The sequence below is a fragment of the Faecalibacterium sp. An192 genome (assembly GCF_002160175.1).
GTDB lineage: Bacteria > Bacillota > Clostridia > Oscillospirales > Ruminococcaceae > Faecalibacterium.
Genome location: NZ_NFKB01000001.1, coordinates 148,342 through 164,694, shown reverse-complemented (window position 1 = coordinate 164,694; position 16,353 = coordinate 148,342). Strand labels below are relative to the sequence as shown.

The 16,353-nt window shown below is 63.0% G+C and carries 13 protein-coding genes and 1 tRNA gene; 10 read left to right on the top strand and 4 right to left on the bottom strand.

The features are described 5' to 3' along the window. Positions 1-17 precede the first annotated feature (17 nt). Positions 18-1,838, bottom strand: coding sequence for a molecular chaperone DnaK (gene dnaK, locus B5F27_RS00845; RefSeq protein WP_087246700.1), 1,821 nt, complete (start codon positions 1,836-1,838; stop codon positions 18-20). A 104-nt stretch (positions 1,839-1,942) separates the two neighbouring features. Then, positions 1,943-3,100 carry an SseB family protein gene (locus B5F27_RS00840; RefSeq protein ID WP_087363953.1) on the bottom strand — a complete coding sequence of 386 codons (1,158 nt, stop codon included), beginning with the start codon at positions 3,098-3,100 and terminating at the stop codon, positions 1,943-1,945. 334 nt (positions 3,101-3,434) lie between these two features. On the opposite strand from B5F27_RS00840, the gene B5F27_RS00835 reads away from it, so the two are divergent. The 4 genes from B5F27_RS00835 to B5F27_RS00820 all read left to right on the top strand — a co-directional run bounded on the left by B5F27_RS00835 (position 3,435) and on the right by B5F27_RS00820 (position 9,507). Then, positions 3,435-5,189: an ABC transporter ATP-binding protein gene (locus B5F27_RS00835; protein WP_343214618.1), complete on the top strand. Its 1,755-nt coding sequence runs from the start codon at positions 3,435-3,437 to the stop codon at positions 5,187-5,189. Next, positions 5,186-6,979, top strand: coding sequence for an ABC transporter ATP-binding protein (locus B5F27_RS00830; protein ID WP_087363951.1), 1,794 nt, complete (start codon positions 5,186-5,188; stop codon positions 6,977-6,979). Before B5F27_RS00835 ends, B5F27_RS00830 begins: the two co-directional genes overlap by 4 nt. Before the next feature lie 162 nt (positions 6,980-7,141). After that, positions 7,142-8,968 (top strand): ATP-dependent zinc metalloprotease FtsH, encoded by a 1,827-nt coding sequence (gene ftsH, locus B5F27_RS00825; protein ID WP_087363948.1) that lies wholly within the window; start codon positions 7,142-7,144, stop codon positions 8,966-8,968. Further along, entirely contained in the window at positions 8,965-9,507 is a 543-nt protein-coding gene (locus tag B5F27_RS00820; RefSeq protein ID WP_087363944.1) for a DUF308 domain-containing protein, read from the top strand. The genes ftsH and B5F27_RS00820 overlap by 4 nt, the downstream gene beginning before the upstream one ends. A gap of 91 nt (positions 9,508-9,598) precedes the next feature. Here B5F27_RS00820 and B5F27_RS00815 read toward each other — a convergent pair whose 3' ends face one another. Further along, a complete protein-coding gene (locus B5F27_RS00815; RefSeq protein WP_087363941.1) occupies positions 9,599-10,549 on the bottom strand; it encodes an FKBP-type peptidylprolyl isomerase in 951 nt (316 codons plus the stop codon). A gap of 13 nt (positions 10,550-10,562) precedes the next feature. Continuing rightward, the gene (locus B5F27_RS00810) at positions 10,563-10,940 is read right to left on the bottom strand and encodes a DUF3592 domain-containing protein (RefSeq protein ID WP_087363938.1); all 378 of its coding nucleotides are present in this window, start codon (positions 10,938-10,940) and stop codon (positions 10,563-10,565) included. 186 nt (positions 10,941-11,126) lie between these two features. Here B5F27_RS00810 and B5F27_RS00805 point away from each other — a divergent pair. The 6 genes from B5F27_RS00805 (at position 11,127) to B5F27_RS00780 (ending at position 16,336) form a co-directional block, all read left to right on the top strand. Then, positions 11,127-11,213: transfer RNA gene (locus tag B5F27_RS00805), tRNA-Leu, on the top strand. 200 nt (positions 11,214-11,413) lie between these two features. After that, complete coding sequence (locus tag B5F27_RS00800) at positions 11,414-11,641, top strand: DUF1653 domain-containing protein (RefSeq protein WP_087246707.1); 228 nt, start codon at positions 11,414-11,416, stop codon at positions 11,639-11,641. 5 nt (positions 11,642-11,646) lie between these two features. Then, the gene (locus B5F27_RS00795; protein ID WP_087363935.1) at positions 11,647-12,396 is read left to right on the top strand and encodes a formate dehydrogenase accessory sulfurtransferase FdhD; all 750 of its coding nucleotides are present in this window, start codon (positions 11,647-11,649) and stop codon (positions 12,394-12,396) included. 174 nt (positions 12,397-12,570) lie between these two features. Further along, complete coding sequence (locus B5F27_RS00790; RefSeq protein ID WP_087363932.1) at positions 12,571-13,488, top strand: FMN-binding protein; 918 nt, start codon at positions 12,571-12,573, stop codon at positions 13,486-13,488. Positions 13,489-13,510: 22 nt separating this feature from the next. Continuing rightward, the gene (locus tag B5F27_RS00785) at positions 13,511-14,155 is read left to right on the top strand and encodes a ferredoxin-like protein (RefSeq protein WP_087363929.1); all 645 of its coding nucleotides are present in this window, start codon (positions 13,511-13,513) and stop codon (positions 14,153-14,155) included. A gap of 12 nt (positions 14,156-14,167) precedes the next feature. Beyond that, complete coding sequence (locus tag B5F27_RS00780; protein WP_087363926.1) at positions 14,168-16,336, top strand: aldehyde ferredoxin oxidoreductase N-terminal domain-containing protein; 2,169 nt, start codon at positions 14,168-14,170, stop codon at positions 16,334-16,336. Positions 16,337-16,353 lie beyond the last annotated feature (17 nt).

The window sequence follows — 16,353 nt, the reverse complement described above, 5'->3', positions numbered from 1 at the left end:
CGGGGAAGGGTGAAAAATTACAGGTTGCTGTTTTCCGAGCCGGCGTCGGCGCCGGTCTCCTGGGTGTAGAGGATCATCAGATGGCTGGCGCTGGCCTCCAGGGTTTCCTTGGCCTGGCGGAGGGCGGCCTCCTCGGCGTCATTCATCTTCTCGGGATGGTCCTTGCGGATGCTCTTGCGCAGGGCGGCCAGATCCGCCTTGATCCGGTTCTTTTCCTCTTTGTCGATTTCCTTTTTGCACTTGGAGAGGGCCTCGTCCACCTTATAGGCCAGAATCTCGGCCTGGTTGTGGAGTTCCAGACGGCCCTTCCGGCGGCTGTCCTCCGCCTCATAGGCGGCGGCGTCCGCCATGGCCCGCTGGATTTCGCTCTCGGACAGGTTGGTGGAACCGGTGATGGTGATGTTCTGTTCCCGGCCGGTGCCCAGATCCTTGGCCGAGACCTTCACCACACCGTTGACGTCGATGTCAAAGGTCACCTCGATCTGGGGCTTGGAGGAGAACCCGGCCCGGATGCCGCCCAGCTTGAACTTGCCCAGAGACTTGTTGTCCTTGGCAAAGCGGCGCTCTCCCTGCAGGACGTTGATTTCCACCGAGGTCTGCATGGGACGGGCGGTGGTGAAAATCTGGCTCTTGCGGGTGGGGATCATGCTGTTGCGGGTGATGAGGGGGGTGGCGATGCCGCCCAGGGTCTCAATGGACAGGGTCAGGGGAGTGACGTCCATCAGGACCAGGCCCTGCGCTGCCGCGCCGGTGGCGCCGGCCAGCTTGCCGCCGCCCTGCAGCAGGCCGCCCTGGATGGCGGCGCCCATGGCCACGCACTCGTCGGGGTTGAGGGTATGGCTGGGCTCCATCCCCAGCAGCTCCTTCACCTGGCGGGTCACCGCCGGCATCCGGGTGCTGCCGCCCACCAGCAGGACCCGGCCCAGATCGGAGGCCGACAGTCCTGCATCCCGCAGGGCGTTGTTCACCGGCTCGATGGTGCGGGCCAGCAGGTCGCTGGTCATCATCTCAAACTGGGGGCGGGTCAGGGTGGCGTCGATGTGATGGGGGCCATCCTTGCCCACCGCGATAAAAGGCAGATTGATCTGGGCCGAGGGGGCGCTGGACAGCTCCTTCTTGGCCTTTTCGGCCTCCTCTTTCAGGCGGCCCATGGCGGCAGGGTCCCGGGTCAGGTCGATGCGGTCGGTCTTTTTGAACTCCTGCACCAGCCAGTCCACAATCCGGGCGTCAAAGTCGTCGCCGCCCAGCCGGGTATCGCCACCGGTGGCCAGCACCGTAAAGGTGCCGTCCTCGATCTCAATGATGGACACGTCAAAGGTGCCGCCGCCCAGGTCATAGACCAGAATCTTCTGGGGGGCCTCGTTGTCCAGGCCATAGGCCACTGCGGCAGCGGTGGGCTCGTTGATGATCCGCAGGACGTTGAGGCCCGCAATGCGGCCGGCATCCTGGGTGGCCTTGCGCTGGCTGTCGTCAAAGTAGGCCGGCACCGTGATGACCGCCTCGGTGACCTTCTCGCCCAGATAGCTCTCGGCGTCCCGGCGCAGCTTGGACAGAATCATGGCGCTGATCTCCTGGGGAGTCAGGTCCTTGCCGTCGATATGCACCCGGTAGTCGCTGCCCATCCGGCGCTTGATGCTGGACACCGTCCGGCCTGCGTTGGTGGCCAGCTGGCGCTTGGCCGCGCCGCCCACCAGACGCTCTCCGTCCTTGGTAAATGCCACCACCGACGGGGTGGTGCGCTCGCCCTCGGCGTTGGTGATGACCACCGGCTTGCCGCCCTCTACCACCGCCACACAGGAATTGGTGGTGCCCAGGTCAATCCCGATCACTTTGCCCATATGTGAAATCCTCTTTTCCTTCTATGCCTATGTCGGGACAAAGCGCGCGTCCCGATTTCAGTCTTTGTTTCCCCTTTATTGTAGCGTGTGAATATGGCTGTTTTTCAGCTTAAATGTAAAGATTCTATGTTCACCTGGGCTTCCAGCTCCTTCATCCGCTCGGGAAGCCCCGCAGTGCCGGCGTAGGTCTTGCGGATATAGGCCTGCATCTCCCGGACGGCGGTGCGCAGTTCCCGCTCCACCGCCTCATCCTTCTCCTCCCGGGACAGCAGATTCAGTCCGTGGATGGCCTCGGCCAGAAGCCGGACCATCCGGTCGGTGTCGGTGCTGCTGGCCTCGGTCTGGGCCAGCCGAAGGCACACCACCGGCCAGCTGGTGATATCCATATCCATCTCGGCCATGGACCGGGCCTTGCGGTAGGCCATCAGGGCCTTGCCGGGGTCCCCCGGCGTCCGGGCAGTGCCTGCGCCGTACCGGTCCCCCAGAGCCACCTGGGCCAGCACATCCCCCCGGGCGGCGGCCTTTTTCCACAGGCTCAGGGCCTTGCGGCGGTCTTTGGGGATGCCCAGGCCCCGGTCATAGCATTCGGCCAGACGCCGGATGCCCTCGGGATAATCCAGGGCCGCCGCCGTGGCGAAGAGGGGCTCCGCCTCCTCCCATTTGCCCTGGCCGGCCAATTCCTGCCCGCGGCGGGTTTCGGCCTCGCCGGGGGTATCCTCACCGCCCCGGGCATACACCAGGCCCCGCATGATGCTCTTGTCCAGCGCGGCCGACCTGCCCCAGGGATTCACCACCAGGCCGGTCCAGTCCTCCCGGCCCAGAGCGTCCTCCAGCACCTGCTGGAAGGGCAGCTGCACCACCGGCAGGCCCAAGGTGGCGGGGTTGCCGTCCGCCTCCTCCGGCTTGGTGAACACCGGCAGCATCTTCTGGCCCTTGGGGGTGGTGATCACCCAGAAGGGCAGTCCTTCCGCCCGCTGGGCCGGGATGGGACTGCCCGCCCAGCTGAACTGGCTCCGCTGTCCGCCGGGGGACAGCTGAACCGGCACCAGCACCTGAGTCTGCATCTGCAGGGCATAGTTCAGCCCCTTGATGAGGGCCCAGAAGCGGTTTTCCCGCTCGGCGTCCCCCGCCTGATACAGCCGCTGGATGGCCAGTTCCACCGCCGGGCACCCGGTGAACACCGGGCTGTACCGCAGCGGCGCAGGCTCTTTTCTCCGGTTTTTGACCGGCCGGTACCGGATCTGTTTCTTCCCGCTTGCCATGGGTGACCTCCTGCCTCTCCATCGGCGCGCCGCAGACGGCACGCCCTCCGGGAACGCCCGCGGCGGAGCCGCGTCCTTCCGGCGTTTCCCGGGGCCGTCCCGAGCAGTTTTTCTGCCCCTGAAGGACGGCGTTTAAGGCTTTTTTCTGTATTTGCTTTAGTATAGCAGGATTTTTCCCTTTCGACAACCAGTTCCCGGGGAGCTGAAACGCGGTCTTGGCTCTTTTGCCGAAAATCAGGACTTATATCTGGTAATTTCGCCCGCCGAGCGGTATAATGAAATCAAAACCAATCACATTACAGTGACAAAGCGCCGGGAAAGGAGCGTTATTCATTTGAAACAGATGCTTGTCTATCTGAACGGCTACAAAAAGGAGAGCTTCATCGCCCCCCTGTTCAAGATGCTGGAGGCCTGCTTTGACCTGCTGGTTCCTCTGGTGATGGCCGACATCGTCAACGTGGGCATCGCCGCAGGCGATTCCCGCTACATTCTGACACGGTGCGGGCTGCTGCTGTTGCTGGCTCTGGTGGGCCTGGCCTGCAGCGTCACCGCCCAGTATTTCTCCGCCAAGGCGGCGGTGGGCTATGCCACCGCCCTGCGGCACGCCCTGTTTGCCCACATCCAGTCTCTGGGCTTCTCCGAGATGGACACCATCGGCACCAGCACCCTCATCACCCGGATGACCAGCGACATCAACCTGGTGCAGAGCGGCCTGAATATGTTCCTGCGCCTGTTTTTGCGCAGTCCCTTTGTGGTGATCGGCGCCATGGTCTGCGCCTTCACCGTCAACGTCCAGGCGGCCTTGATCTTTGTGGTGACCATTCCGGCGCTGTCGGTGGTGGTGTTCAGCATCATGGCCGTCACCCATCCCCTGTACAAAAAGGTACAGGGCAAGCTGGACAAGGTTCTGGGCCTCACCCGGGAAAACCTCACCGGCGTCCGGGTAATCCGCGCCTTTGGCAAGGAGGCCAGCGAGACCCAGCGCTTTGAGGAGACCAACGGCGGCCTGACCACCCTCCAGCTCAAGGTGGGCCATCTGTCCGCCCTGACCAATCCCCTGACCTATGTGCTCATCAACCTGGCCATTGTGGCCCTGCTCTACACCGGCGCCATCGAGATCAACGTGGGCCGGATGGCCTCGGGCGACCTGATCGCCCTGGTGAACTATATGAACCAGATCCTGGTGGAGCTGGTCAAGCTGGCCAACCTGATTGTTCAGATCAGCAAGGCGGTGGCCAGCGCGGGCCGCGTCCAGGCCATCCTGAACACCAGGCCCGGCATGGCCTTCCCCCAGGTCATCACCGGCAAGGCTCCCGCCCGCGACGAGGACGCCGTCCGCTTTGACCATGTGGGCCTGACCTACGCCGGAGCCGGCGCACCCAGCCTCACCGGCATCACCTTCACCGCCCGCCGGGGGGAGACCATCGGCGTCATCGGCGGCACCGGCGCCGGCAAGTCCAGTCTGGTGAACCTGATTCCCCGCTTTTACGACGCCACCAACGGCGCAGTGGAACTGTTCGGCCGGCCGGCCTCGGCCTGGCCCCGGGAGATGCTCCGCAGCCGGGTGGGCATCGTCATGCAGAAAGCCCAGCTGTTCACCGGCACCATCCGTTCCAACCTGCTTTGGGGCAACCGCAGCGCCACCGACGCCGACCTGTGGGCGGCTCTGGAAACTGCCCAGGCCGCTGAATTCGTCCGGTCCAAGCCTCTGGGCCTGGATGAGCCGGTGGAACAGGGCGGCCGGAACTTCTCGGGCGGCCAGCGCCAGCGTCTGACCATCGCCCGGGCTCTGGTGTCCAAACCCGACATCCTGATCCTGGACGACAGCGCCAGCGCCCTGGACTTTGCCACCGACGCCGCCCTCCGGAAGGCCATCGCCGCCCTGCCCGGCAGCATGACCGTCTTTATCGTCAGCCAGCGGGCCGCCAGCCTCCAGCACGCCGACCGGATTCTGGTGCTGGACGACGGCCACATGGTGGGCTGCGGCACCCACAGCGAACTGCTGGAGCGCTGCCCCGTCTATCAGGAAATCTATGAGAGCCAGTTCAAGAAGCCGTCCGAACTACTGAAAGGGGGTGCCCCGGCATGAGCAATCCCAAGAAAAAGAGTCCTCTGTCCTCGGCCGAGAGCCAGGAGGCCATGCGCCGGGTTCTGGCCTATATCCGCCCCTACCGCTTCTTTGTGGCGGGCAGCCTGCTGGTAGCCGCCGTCAGCGTGGCGGCCCAGCTGTATATTCCTCTGCTGTGCGGCGACGCCATCGACCTGATGATTGGTCCCGGCCAGGTGGACCGCTCGGGGGTGTGGGGCATCATCCTGCAAATTCTGGTGGTGATGGTGCTGGCCGCCCTGGCCCAGTGGCTGCTGAGCGTCTGCAACAACAAGATCACCTTCTCGGTGACCCGGGACCTGCGCAACGACGCCATTCACAAAATCCAGTCCCTGCCCCTGTCCTATCTGGACAGCCACCCCTCCGGCGACATCGTCAGCCGGATGGTGGCCGACGTGGACACCTTTGCCGACGGCCTGCTGATGGGCTTCACCCAGCTGTTCACCGGCGTGCTGACCATCCTGGGCACCCTGCTGTTCATGTTCCGGGAGAATGTGCTGATTTCCCTGGTGGTGGTGCTGATTACCCCCCTGAGTCTGGTGGTGGCGGGCTTCATCGCCCGGCACTCTTACGGCTATTTCCACCAGCAGAGCGCCGTCCGGGGCGAGCAGACCGCCCTGGTCAACGAGATGATCGAGGGCCAGAAGGTGGTCCAGGCCTTTGGCCACGAGGCCGAGAGCATGGCCGCCTTTGACGAGGTGAACCAGCGGCTACAGGATGTCAGCCTGAAAGCTACCTTCTTCTCCAGCCTGACCAACCCCGCCACTCGCTTTGTCAACAACATCGTCTATGCCGGCGTAGGTCTGGTGGGCGCCTTCTACGCCGTGGCGGGAGGCATCACCATCGGCCAGCTGAGCGTCTTCCTCAGCTACGCCAACCAGTACGCCAAGCCCTTCAACGAGATTTCGGGCGTGGTCACCGAGCTGCAGAACGCCCTGGCCTGTGCGGCCCGGGTGTTTGCCCTGCTGGACGCCCAGGACCAGATCCCTGAGGCGGCGGATGCCGTCACCCTGACCCCCGACGGCCACGTCCAGCTGCAGGACGTCTCCTTCCGCTATCTGCCCGACCGGCCCCTGATCGAGCATTTCACCCTGGATGTCCAGCCCGGCCAGCGGATCGCCATTGTGGGCCCCACCGGCTGCGGCAAAACCACCCTCATCAACCTGCTGATGCGGTTCTATGACGTGGACGGCGGCAGCATTTCGGTGGCCGGCACCGACATCCGCCAGGCCACCCGGGCCTCCCTGCGGGGCTGCTACGGCATGGTCCTGCAGGACACCTGGCTGCGGGCCGGCACCGTCCGGGAGAACATCGCCTACGGCAAGCCCGACGCCACCGACGAGGAAATCATCGCCGCCGCCAAGGCCGCCCACGCCCACAGCTTCATCTGCCGCCTGCCCGAGGGCTACGACACCGTTCTGGCCGAGAACGGCGGCAACATCAGCCAGGGCCAGAAGCAGCTGCTGTGCATTGCCCGCGTCATGCTCTGCCTGCCCCCCATGCTGATTCTGGACGAGGCCACCAGCTCCATCGACACCCGCACCGAGGTCCGCATCCAGAAGGCCTTCGCCAAAATGATGCAGGGCCGCACCAGCTTTATTGTGGCCCACCGGCTGTCCACCATCCGGGAGGCCGACGTCATCCTGGTGATGCGGGACGGCAAGATCATCGAGCAGGGCACCCACGACACCCTGCTGGCTCAGGACGGCTTTTATGCCAAGCTGTACAACAGCCAGTTTGAAGGGGTGGACCAGGCCGACAGCGCCTCCTGATCCCTGTTTTTTCGCGCTCCTGCGCCCTCCGGGCGCGGGGGCGCTTTTGTTTTCACTTTTTTAACACTTTATCCATGCCTGTGCCGCATAACAGGGCTACACTTAGCATGTCAAGAAAATTGTACGGTAGCGTACAATCCACCCAGAGGAGGAGACTGCAGTATGAAAGAAGTCAAAAGTCCCAAAAAGCCTCTGATCTACTACTATGTGCTGGTGCTTGCCATCCTGTTTCTGTTCAATATGATTGTGCCGACCTTCCTGATGGCGCCGCAGATCGAGACCGTCGATTACGGCACCTTCATGGACATGATCGAGGAACAGGACATTGGCCGGGTAGAGATCACCGACAACGAGATCACCTTTACCAACAAAGACGACTCCAAGATCTATCAGACCGGCGTCATGTACGACCCGGGCCTCACCGAACGGCTCCACGAGTCCGGCGCAACCTTTGCCAGCGATGTGGGGGACGAGGGTTCCCCCATCCTGAGCTTCCTGCTCTCCTTTGTGCTGCCGCTGGTGATTTTCATCGGCCTGGGGCAGTACATGAGCAAAAAGATGATGGAGCAGATGGGCGGCAAAAACGCCATGTCCTTCGGCATGGGCAAGAGCAGCGCCCGGGTCTATGTCCAGTCCTCGGACGGCATCCGGTTCGCGGATGTGGCCGGCGAGGATGAGGCCAAGGAAAACCTGGCCGAGATCGTGGACTATCTCCACAACCCCAAGAAATACACCGACGTGGGCGCTTCGATGCCCAAGGGCGTCCTGCTGGTGGGCCCTCCGGGCACCGGCAAGACCATGCTGGCCAAGGCCGTAGCCGGCGAGGCCGGGGTCCCCTTCTTCTCCATCTCCGGCTCGGAGTTCGTGGAGATGTTTGTGGGCATGGGCGCATCCAAGGTGCGCGACCTGTTCAAGCAGGCCAAGGAAAAAGCCCCCTGCATTGTGTTCATCGATGAGATCGACGCCATCGGCAAAAAGCGCGACGGCCAGCTGAGCTCCAACGACGAGCGGGAGCAGACCCTGAACCAGCTGCTGACCGAGATGGACGGCTTTGAGGGGAACAACGGCGTCATCATTCTGGCGGCCACCAACCGTCCCGAATCCCTGGACCCCGCCCTGACCCGGCCCGGCCGGTTTGACCGCCGGGTACCGGTGGAGCTGCCCGACCTGGCCGGCCGTGAAGCCATCCTGAAAGTCCACGCCCGCAAGATCAAGACCGAGCCGGATGTGGACTTCCACACCATCGCCCGGATGGCCGCCGGCACCTCGGGCGCCGAGCTGGCCAACATCATCAACGAAGCCGCCCTGCGGGCGGTGCGGGCCGGCCGGACCACCGTATGTCAGGCCGACCTGGAGGAGAGCATCGAGGTAGTCATCGCAGGCTACCAGAAGAAAAACGCCATCCTCTCGGACCAGGAGAAAAAGGTGGTGGCCTACCATGAGATCGGCCACGCCCTGGTGGCGGCCAAACAGTCCCACTCGGCGCCGGTGCAGAAAATCACCATCATCCCCCGCACCTCGGGTGCGCTGGGCTACACCATGCAGGTGGAGCAGAACGACAAGAACCTGCTGACCAAGGAGGAGCTGGAGGACAAGATCGCCACCCTGACCGGCGGCCGGGCCGCCGAGGAAGAGGTCTTTGGCCAGATCACCACCGGCGCTTCCAACGACATCGAGCAGGCCACCAAGCTGGCCCGGGCCATGATCACCCGCTACGGCATGAACGACGAATTCGACATGGTGGCCTTTGAGACGGTGAACAACCAGTATCTGGGCGGCGACACCTCTCTGGCCTGTTCCGCCGAGACCCAGCAGGCCATCGACCAGAAGGTGGTGGCCCTGGTCAAGCAGCAGCACGCCAAAGCCCGCAAGATTCTGGCGGACAACCGGGAGGCCCTGGACCGTCTGGCCCGGCACCTGTACGAAAAAGAGACCATCACCGGCGAAGAATTCATGCAGCTTCTGGCGGAAGGGGGCGCACAGCAATGAGAGGTCGTTCCGGTTTTGGCTGGAGCCAGTTCCTGATGGGAATCTGTCTGATTCTGCTGGGTGCCTTCACCTTTATACGGCCCCGCAGCATGTTCACCGGCATTGCGGTCCTCTACGGCATCGCCGCTGTGGTCACCGGCATCTGTGACATCATCATCTACATCAAGGAGGAGCAGTTCACCGGCTTTGGGCCGGTCATCTCGCTGGTGTCCGGCATTCTGAGCATCATGACCGGCATCGCCCTGCTGGCCTACCCCGGCATCGCGGAGGGCATTGTCTCCCTTCTGTTCCCCCTGTGGTTCATCACCCACTGCATCAGCCGCTTGACCCATGTGGGCATCATCCGGCTGCTGGGCGGCTCCTTCTACTACTATTTCTCCCTGATCGTGAACATCCTGGGGCTGATTCTGGGCTTTATGATGCTGTTCCAGCCCTTCCTGGCCCTGTTTACGGTGGGGTATCTGGTGGCGTTCCTGCTCATCGCCTTCGGGATTGACTGCATCCTGATGGCCTTCACCGACATGGGCTCCCGCTGGTAAATTGCCATTCCCCGGCCCATTCCATGGGCCTTCCTGCCAAAACACCCCTGCCTCCCTTTCGGGAAGCAGGGGCGTTTTTTCTGGTCATTTTTTACAGGGTGTCCACCACCATGGGTTCTGCCGGAGGGTCCAGCAGGGTGGAGTGGGCCACAATGTAGGCGGCGGCCCGCTGGGCGGCCAGTTTCTGGCGGACCTTCCGGGCGTCGTTGGAGGGGAAGGTCTTTTCCCCGTCCCGGCGGGGGTCCCAGGCTTCCAGCTGTTCCTGGACCTCCTTCTGAGTGGGCCAGAAGCCCTCCCTGTCCGCCACCATCAGCAGGCCCAGACGGCTGCGGAGGTTCCGCTCGGCCTCGGCGTGGAGCTCGGCCCGGAATTCCTCCACCGTCTGGCCCCGAACCTGCAGGTACTGGTCAAAGTTGACCCGCTGGGCCTGCAGGCTCAGGTTGAAGCGGCGCTGTTCGGCAAAGTAATTCCCTGCCACCAGCTGTTTGGGCAGGGGGCCGGTGACCTGGTCTCCCAGCTGGGATACCAGTTTCCGCTCGGCCAAAAGCCGGGCCTGCTGGCACCGCCTGGCGTAAATCTCCGCCGTCACCCGCTGGCGCAGGGCGGCTTTGCCGGCCTCGTCGGCGGCCCGGTCCTCGGCGCCGTGGCGCTGGTTGATTTCCAGCTCCAGGGTCAGCCGGCGGATGAGCCGGGGCTCAATGGCCTGGACAAAGCCGGTATACCGGCCCAGAGTCAGGGGCGGCAGGGCGAAAAACTCCGCCTCCGCCCGGAATCCCTCTTCCTCATTGACCGCCAGCAGGCTGAAGTCCGGGTCGGTCACCGGCACCAGATCCGCCTGGGCCACTGCCTGGGCCCAGACCGGAGAAAAGCCATCCGGCGCAAGAATCGCCGCGTTGACCGCCTCGGCCAGCTGGTCCTCTTTGGACTGTTCGGGGTGGGCGGCCTGCTGGGCCGCCAGGGCCCGGCCCAATTCCTCTGCATCGGCCCGGAAAGTGATCTTCCAGGCGCCCGGTTCGCCCTGATAGAGATGTTCCAAAAGCATTGCGTTCTCCCCCTTACATTCCCATCAGCACAAAGCCCAGCAACAGCAGCAGCGCAGCCAGCACATAATAAATCGCCTCGGCGCCCAGCACTGCCTTGTCCCCCTCCACATAGACCTTTTCGGGGTGGTCGGGGTCATAGTAAAGGGTCACCTGGCTGCCCTGGGAAAAGCCCTTGGCCTTGCGGGGCATGGGGTAGGGCAGACGGCGGGTATTGCCCGCCGGCGTGGTAAACTCCAGCGCCAGGGATATGCCCTCCCGGGTCTGGATGGTGCCGGCCACCTGGGCCTGGACCTTCTCCCCTCTGGTTACCAGCGCACGGCGGCTCCGGGTGGCCCGCAGGCCCATCACCAGCATCAGCAGCGCGCCCGCTGCAAAAATCACAACATTCATTCCATGCTTCTCCTTTGATGCGATAAGATGGATTTTATTGTACCATATTTGCAGCGCGCAGAATGCAGCAAAATCCGCCCGAAAATTTGTCAGAAAAATTTGAAAAAGCCTGTTGACAACCGCCGCCTTTTGCGCTATAATAGCAAATGTTCCGGGCGACCGGACAACACAAACAAAACAAAATATGCGGATATGGCGGAATTGGCAGACGCGTTAGATTCAGGTTCTAATCGGGGCAACTCGGTGGAGGTTCAAGTCCTCTTATCCGCACCAAGGCGATCTCAGAAATGAGATCGTCTTTTGTTTTATCCGGCAGCTGGTGGGCGTCCTGACAGGGCGCCCGCTTTTTGTTTTGCAGGGCAGCAGGCTCTCCCCTGTTTTGCGGCCGGCTGGAAAACATGGTATAATACCCGAAAGATATGATTTTTGATCGGCGCACAGCCAGGAGAATCACACAAAACAGGAGAATGACTATGAAGCCTTTTCAGTACGATGTCCGGCCCGGGCGTTACCGCCATTTCAAGGGAAACGAATACCAGGTGATCGGGATGGCCCGCCACAGCGAGACCGAAGAAGAAATGGTGGTCTACCGTCCCCTGTACGGGGAGGGCGGCCTGTGGGTGCGTCCGGCGTCCATGTGGTGCGAGCAGGTGGACCGGGACGGCAAGGTGCAGCCCCGCTTTACCTATATAGGAGAATAAGGCCTATGCAGATCTATGATGCCTTTGGGTCCCGGCCCGGCTGCGGCCCGGCCCGGCTGCCGGACGGCACCCCGGCGGTGCTGGCCTGTGAGCACGCGGCCTCCATCCTGGTCAACGGACAGCCTGCCTTTCGGGTGGTGTGCACCCCGGCGCTGCTGCCCCAGATGGCGCTGGGCCGTCTGCTGACCGAGGGCTGGATCGCATCGGCCGGAGAGGTGGACCGGATTTCGGTCTGTGCCGATGGGTCCCGAATCGAGGTGGAGCTGACCCACCCGCTGGCGGCACCCCGGGCCGCCGTCCAGGAGGTGGCCAGCAGCACCGACAACCTGCCTCTGGCCCGGCCGGCGGAACTGCATCCTCTGCGCCCCTCCCCTTCCCTGGCCCTGGAGCCCGAATGGGTGGACACTCTGACCGCCGCCATGAGCGCCGGGCTGCCCCTGTACCAGGCCACCCGGTCGGTTCACAGCTGTCTGATCATGCGCCGCGGAAAGATTCTGTACCAGTGCGAGGACATCGGCCGCCACAACGCCCTGGACAAGGCGGTGGGCTGTGCCCTGCTGGACGGCGTGCCGCTGGCCGAGTGCATCCTGTACACCAGCGGCCGGGTGCCGGAAGACATGGTGCGAAAAGCCATCCGGGCCGGGGCCGGAGCCCTGGTCAGCAAGAGCATGCCCACCCTTTCCTCCCTGGATTTGGCGGGGAAATACGGCCTGCAGCTCCTGTGCGCCAGGAAGCACCCGCGCTCTGTGTCATAAAATGTAAAAGGATGGCTACAAAATGGGAAAAATTTAACAGTTTGCGTTGACTTACTTTTCAGACCCATGATAGAATACCAGTAAAGAGACCGTTCCGCTTGTTGCAGCAGGCCGAGCGGTCATTTTCATGGAGGGATCTTTCCCCTATGCAGACAAAAACAGGTAGGTGATAGCATGAAGCAGGCAACCAACCCGTTTGCCCCGGCTCCGCTGTGGCGCAAACGACTGCCGGGCTATGCGGCCATGGGCGTTGCGACCATTGCAATGGCGGTCGGTCTGATCTCCTTGCAGAACGCACGCACCACGGTTGCAGGTACTCTGCTGCCGGTGTCTGAGGCGGATGCAGCCGCCTACGGCATCAGCGCAGTGTACCAGCTCGACGATGGCAGCTACCGTGTGGAGGGAACCAAAAAAGGCTTCCAGAGCGATGTGCAGGCTGCCGTGACCATGGACGCGGAGGGCAATGTTTCCAAGGTGGAGATTCTCTCTCAGGGAGAGACCGACACCCTGGGCGGCCAGTGCGTCAACCCGGAGTTTACGTCCCAGTATGAGGGCGTGGCTCCCTTCACGCTGGCAGGCAAAACCTACACCGTGACCGATCCGGCCACCGGTGCAGTCTATGCCGCTGCCGGCGCAGCGTCGAAGGAAGCTCCTGCCGCCGAGGACTTCGACCCCACCCAGTGGAATGTGTCGGATACTTCCGCAGAAGCAGAGGCCACCCGCAAGATGTATGCAGCCGGTCTGACCCTCTCGGCCATGAACGGCCAGCCCCTGAGCGATGAACTGGCTCCGCCGCTGGACTCCAGCCCCGAGGCTGTGGCACGGCGCAACCTGTACACCGCCGGCCTGAGCAAGAGCGCCATGGACGGCCAGGAGCAGGCAGTGCCCTTCGCCGATCAGACCCCCGAGCAGCAGGCCGCTTACCGCATGGCTCAGGCTGGTCTGACCACGACCCAGACCGAGTCCGGCGCGGTGGGCGCCAACCTCACCGAGGTGGACGCCCTGTCCGGCGCCACCATTACCTCTGCGGCGGTAACGGACATCGTCAACAATTCGTATTTCTATGTGACCGAGGTGCTCTGCGCAGAGTGACCTCAACGGAGGAATAGAAGCTATGGCAAAAATTGATTTTCTGACGGCTGACATGACCCGCCGCCAGTTCATGAAGATCTCGGGCAAGAGCCTTGCAGGGCTCACCCTCTCTGCATCCATGCTGTCCCTCTTCGGCTGCTCTCAGGAGCAGGTGGACAGCGGCGCCGTGGCCACCTGGGCTCTGCCCCAGGGCCTGCTGGTGGTCAATGCAGACCTGTGCACCGGCTGCCAGCGCTGCGAGATCAACTGCACCCTGTCCAACGACGGCGTGTGCTCCTCTTACATCAGCCGCGTCAAGATCCAGCGCCGCCTGAACCTGGACGGCGCCGGCAACGGCCTGCTGTCGGGCGACGAGAACTGCTGGGTCTACTTCCCCGACACCTGCCGCCAGTGTGAAGATCCCGCCTGCGGCAACGCCTGCCCGCAGAAGGCTATCACCACCAATGCCCAGGGTATCCGCGTGGTGGATACCGACAAGTGCATCGGCTGCGGCGCCTGCGTCGAGGCCTGCCCCTGGCACATGCCCACCGTCAACCCGGAGACCGGCAAGTCGTCCAAGTGCATCGCCTGCGGTGCCTGCGTGGCTGGCTGCCCGTCCGGCGCTCTGTCCATCGTGGACTGGGATGCCGTCACCAGCGCAGCACAGGCTGCTTACATGGAACTGTAAGGAGGAACTACAATGGCTGAAACTTATGGCTGGGCAGGTAAAATCCTGCGCGTCAACCTGACCACCGGTGAGATCACCACCGAGGACGACACCAAATACCATGAATATATCGGCGGCATGGGCATGGGCTACCGCATCATGTACGATGAGGCTCCCATGGATCTGGATCCGTACGATGAGAAGACCCCCATCATCTTCGGTGTGGGCCCCCTGACCGGTTCCGGCGTGCCCTGCTCCGGCCGCATGAACGTCACCTTCCGTTCCACCTGGTCCAAGGGCAAGTCCATCATCGACGGCCACATCGGCGGCCACATCGGCCCCATGCTGAAGTATGCCGGCTACGACGGAATCGTCATCACCGGTATCTCCTCCACCCCCGTCTACCTGCGCATTGAGGACGACCAGGTCTCTCTGGAGGACGCATCCGCTATCTGGGGCAAGGGCACCTTTGCTTCCAACAAGTGGCTGATCGAGCAGACCGGCCGCGAGTTCGAGTCTGCTTCCATCGGCCCCGCCGGTGAGCACCTGGTGGACTACTCCACCATGAACACCAGCTTCGGCAACTCCGCCGGCGCCGGCCTGGGCGCCGCCATGGGCAACAAGAAGCTGAAGGGCATCGCCGTCCGCGGCACCGGCAGCGTCAAGGTTGCCGATCCCCAGAAGGTTCTGGAGCTGTCCAACTACATGCTGGGCAACCTGATCGGCGGCAACAACAACCACAACGTCCCCGCACAGCCCCAGAGCTGGGCTGAGTACAGCGCTACCTCCGGCAAGAACCGCTGGTCCGGCGCTCCCGGCCGTATGTGGAAGAAGGCCCCCGGCGGCCCCATCGACACCGGCGAGCAGCCCTACAACGACATCAACAAGATCGCTCTGCGCTGCTTCAAGGGCTACTTTGACTTCGGCGCTCCGGCTGCTGAGTACACCGTCAAGAACGGCGGCTGCTCTTCCTGCCCCATCCGCTGCTACACCGAGTACGACATCGATCCCCTGGCCGATTACGATCTGCCCACCCACAACTCCAACACCTGCATGCCCGTCCTGTACGGTGACCGCGTCTACCCCTACGGCCTGCACGACTTCAAGTACGAGGGCGACGCCAAGCTGGTCATCAACCTGGCCTGGGCTCACGCTGTGGACGACATGGGCGTCTGGGACAACTACGGCAACCTGAACCGCGACCTGCAGTGGTTCCTGAACCTGCCCCGCGAGGAGGCTCTCAAGTACGTCAGCGCCGAAGAGTACGATTCCCTGCCCTGGGAGTGGTGCAAGGCCGGCGATCCCCGCTGGGAGGTTGAGCTGATCCGCCGCATGGCTTACGGCGAGGGCGACCTGTCCGTCATCGCCAAGGGCACCCTGGCCATGATGGAGAAGTTCGGCCTGCCCAAGAGCTGGCTGGACCGCGACGACGGCACCACCAACTCCAACCTGATGTACAACGGCTATCCCAACCACCACGGCCCTGCTGAGGCATGGCAGGTCGGCATGCTGTACAACCTAGTTTACAACCGTGACTGTATGGTCCACGAGATCGTCTGCGAGACCGGTTCGGGCGCACCCTATGAGGTGACCAAGAAGGTCATGGAAGACTTCTTCGGCGAGGGCTGCTACGACCGCGCCAAGGCCTACACTCCGATCAACGAGAACAAGGTCAAGCTGGCCGCTTACTGCGTCAACGACAAGAACTTCCACGACTCCGCCACCCTGTGCAACTGGATGTGGCCCATGACCCAGTCTCCCTCCAAGGAGCGCAACTACAAGGGCGACCTGGATCTGCAGGCCGATTTCATGACCGCCGTCACCGGCGAGACCTACACCCAGGCCAGCCTGCAGGAGACCGGCGAGAAGATCACCCAGATGCTGCGTGCCATGACCGCCATCAGCTTCCAGCTGAACTGCGGCAGCGCCAACCTGCGCCAGGAGCACGACGCCATCTGCGACTGGGTCTTCGACAAGGAGCCTGATTTCCAGGCCTTTGAGGAAGGCACCACCAAGCTGGACCGCGATGACATGAAGAAGGCCATCGACATGTTCTACACCCACTACGGCTGGGATCTGAACACCGGTGTTCCCACCCGTGAGACCCTGGAGAAGTTCGGCCTGTCCGACATGGCCGACGATCTGGAGGCCCGCGGCATCTACAGCCAGAGCACCGCTGCTGCCGAGACCACCGCAGAATAATCCATACTTCAGAAACG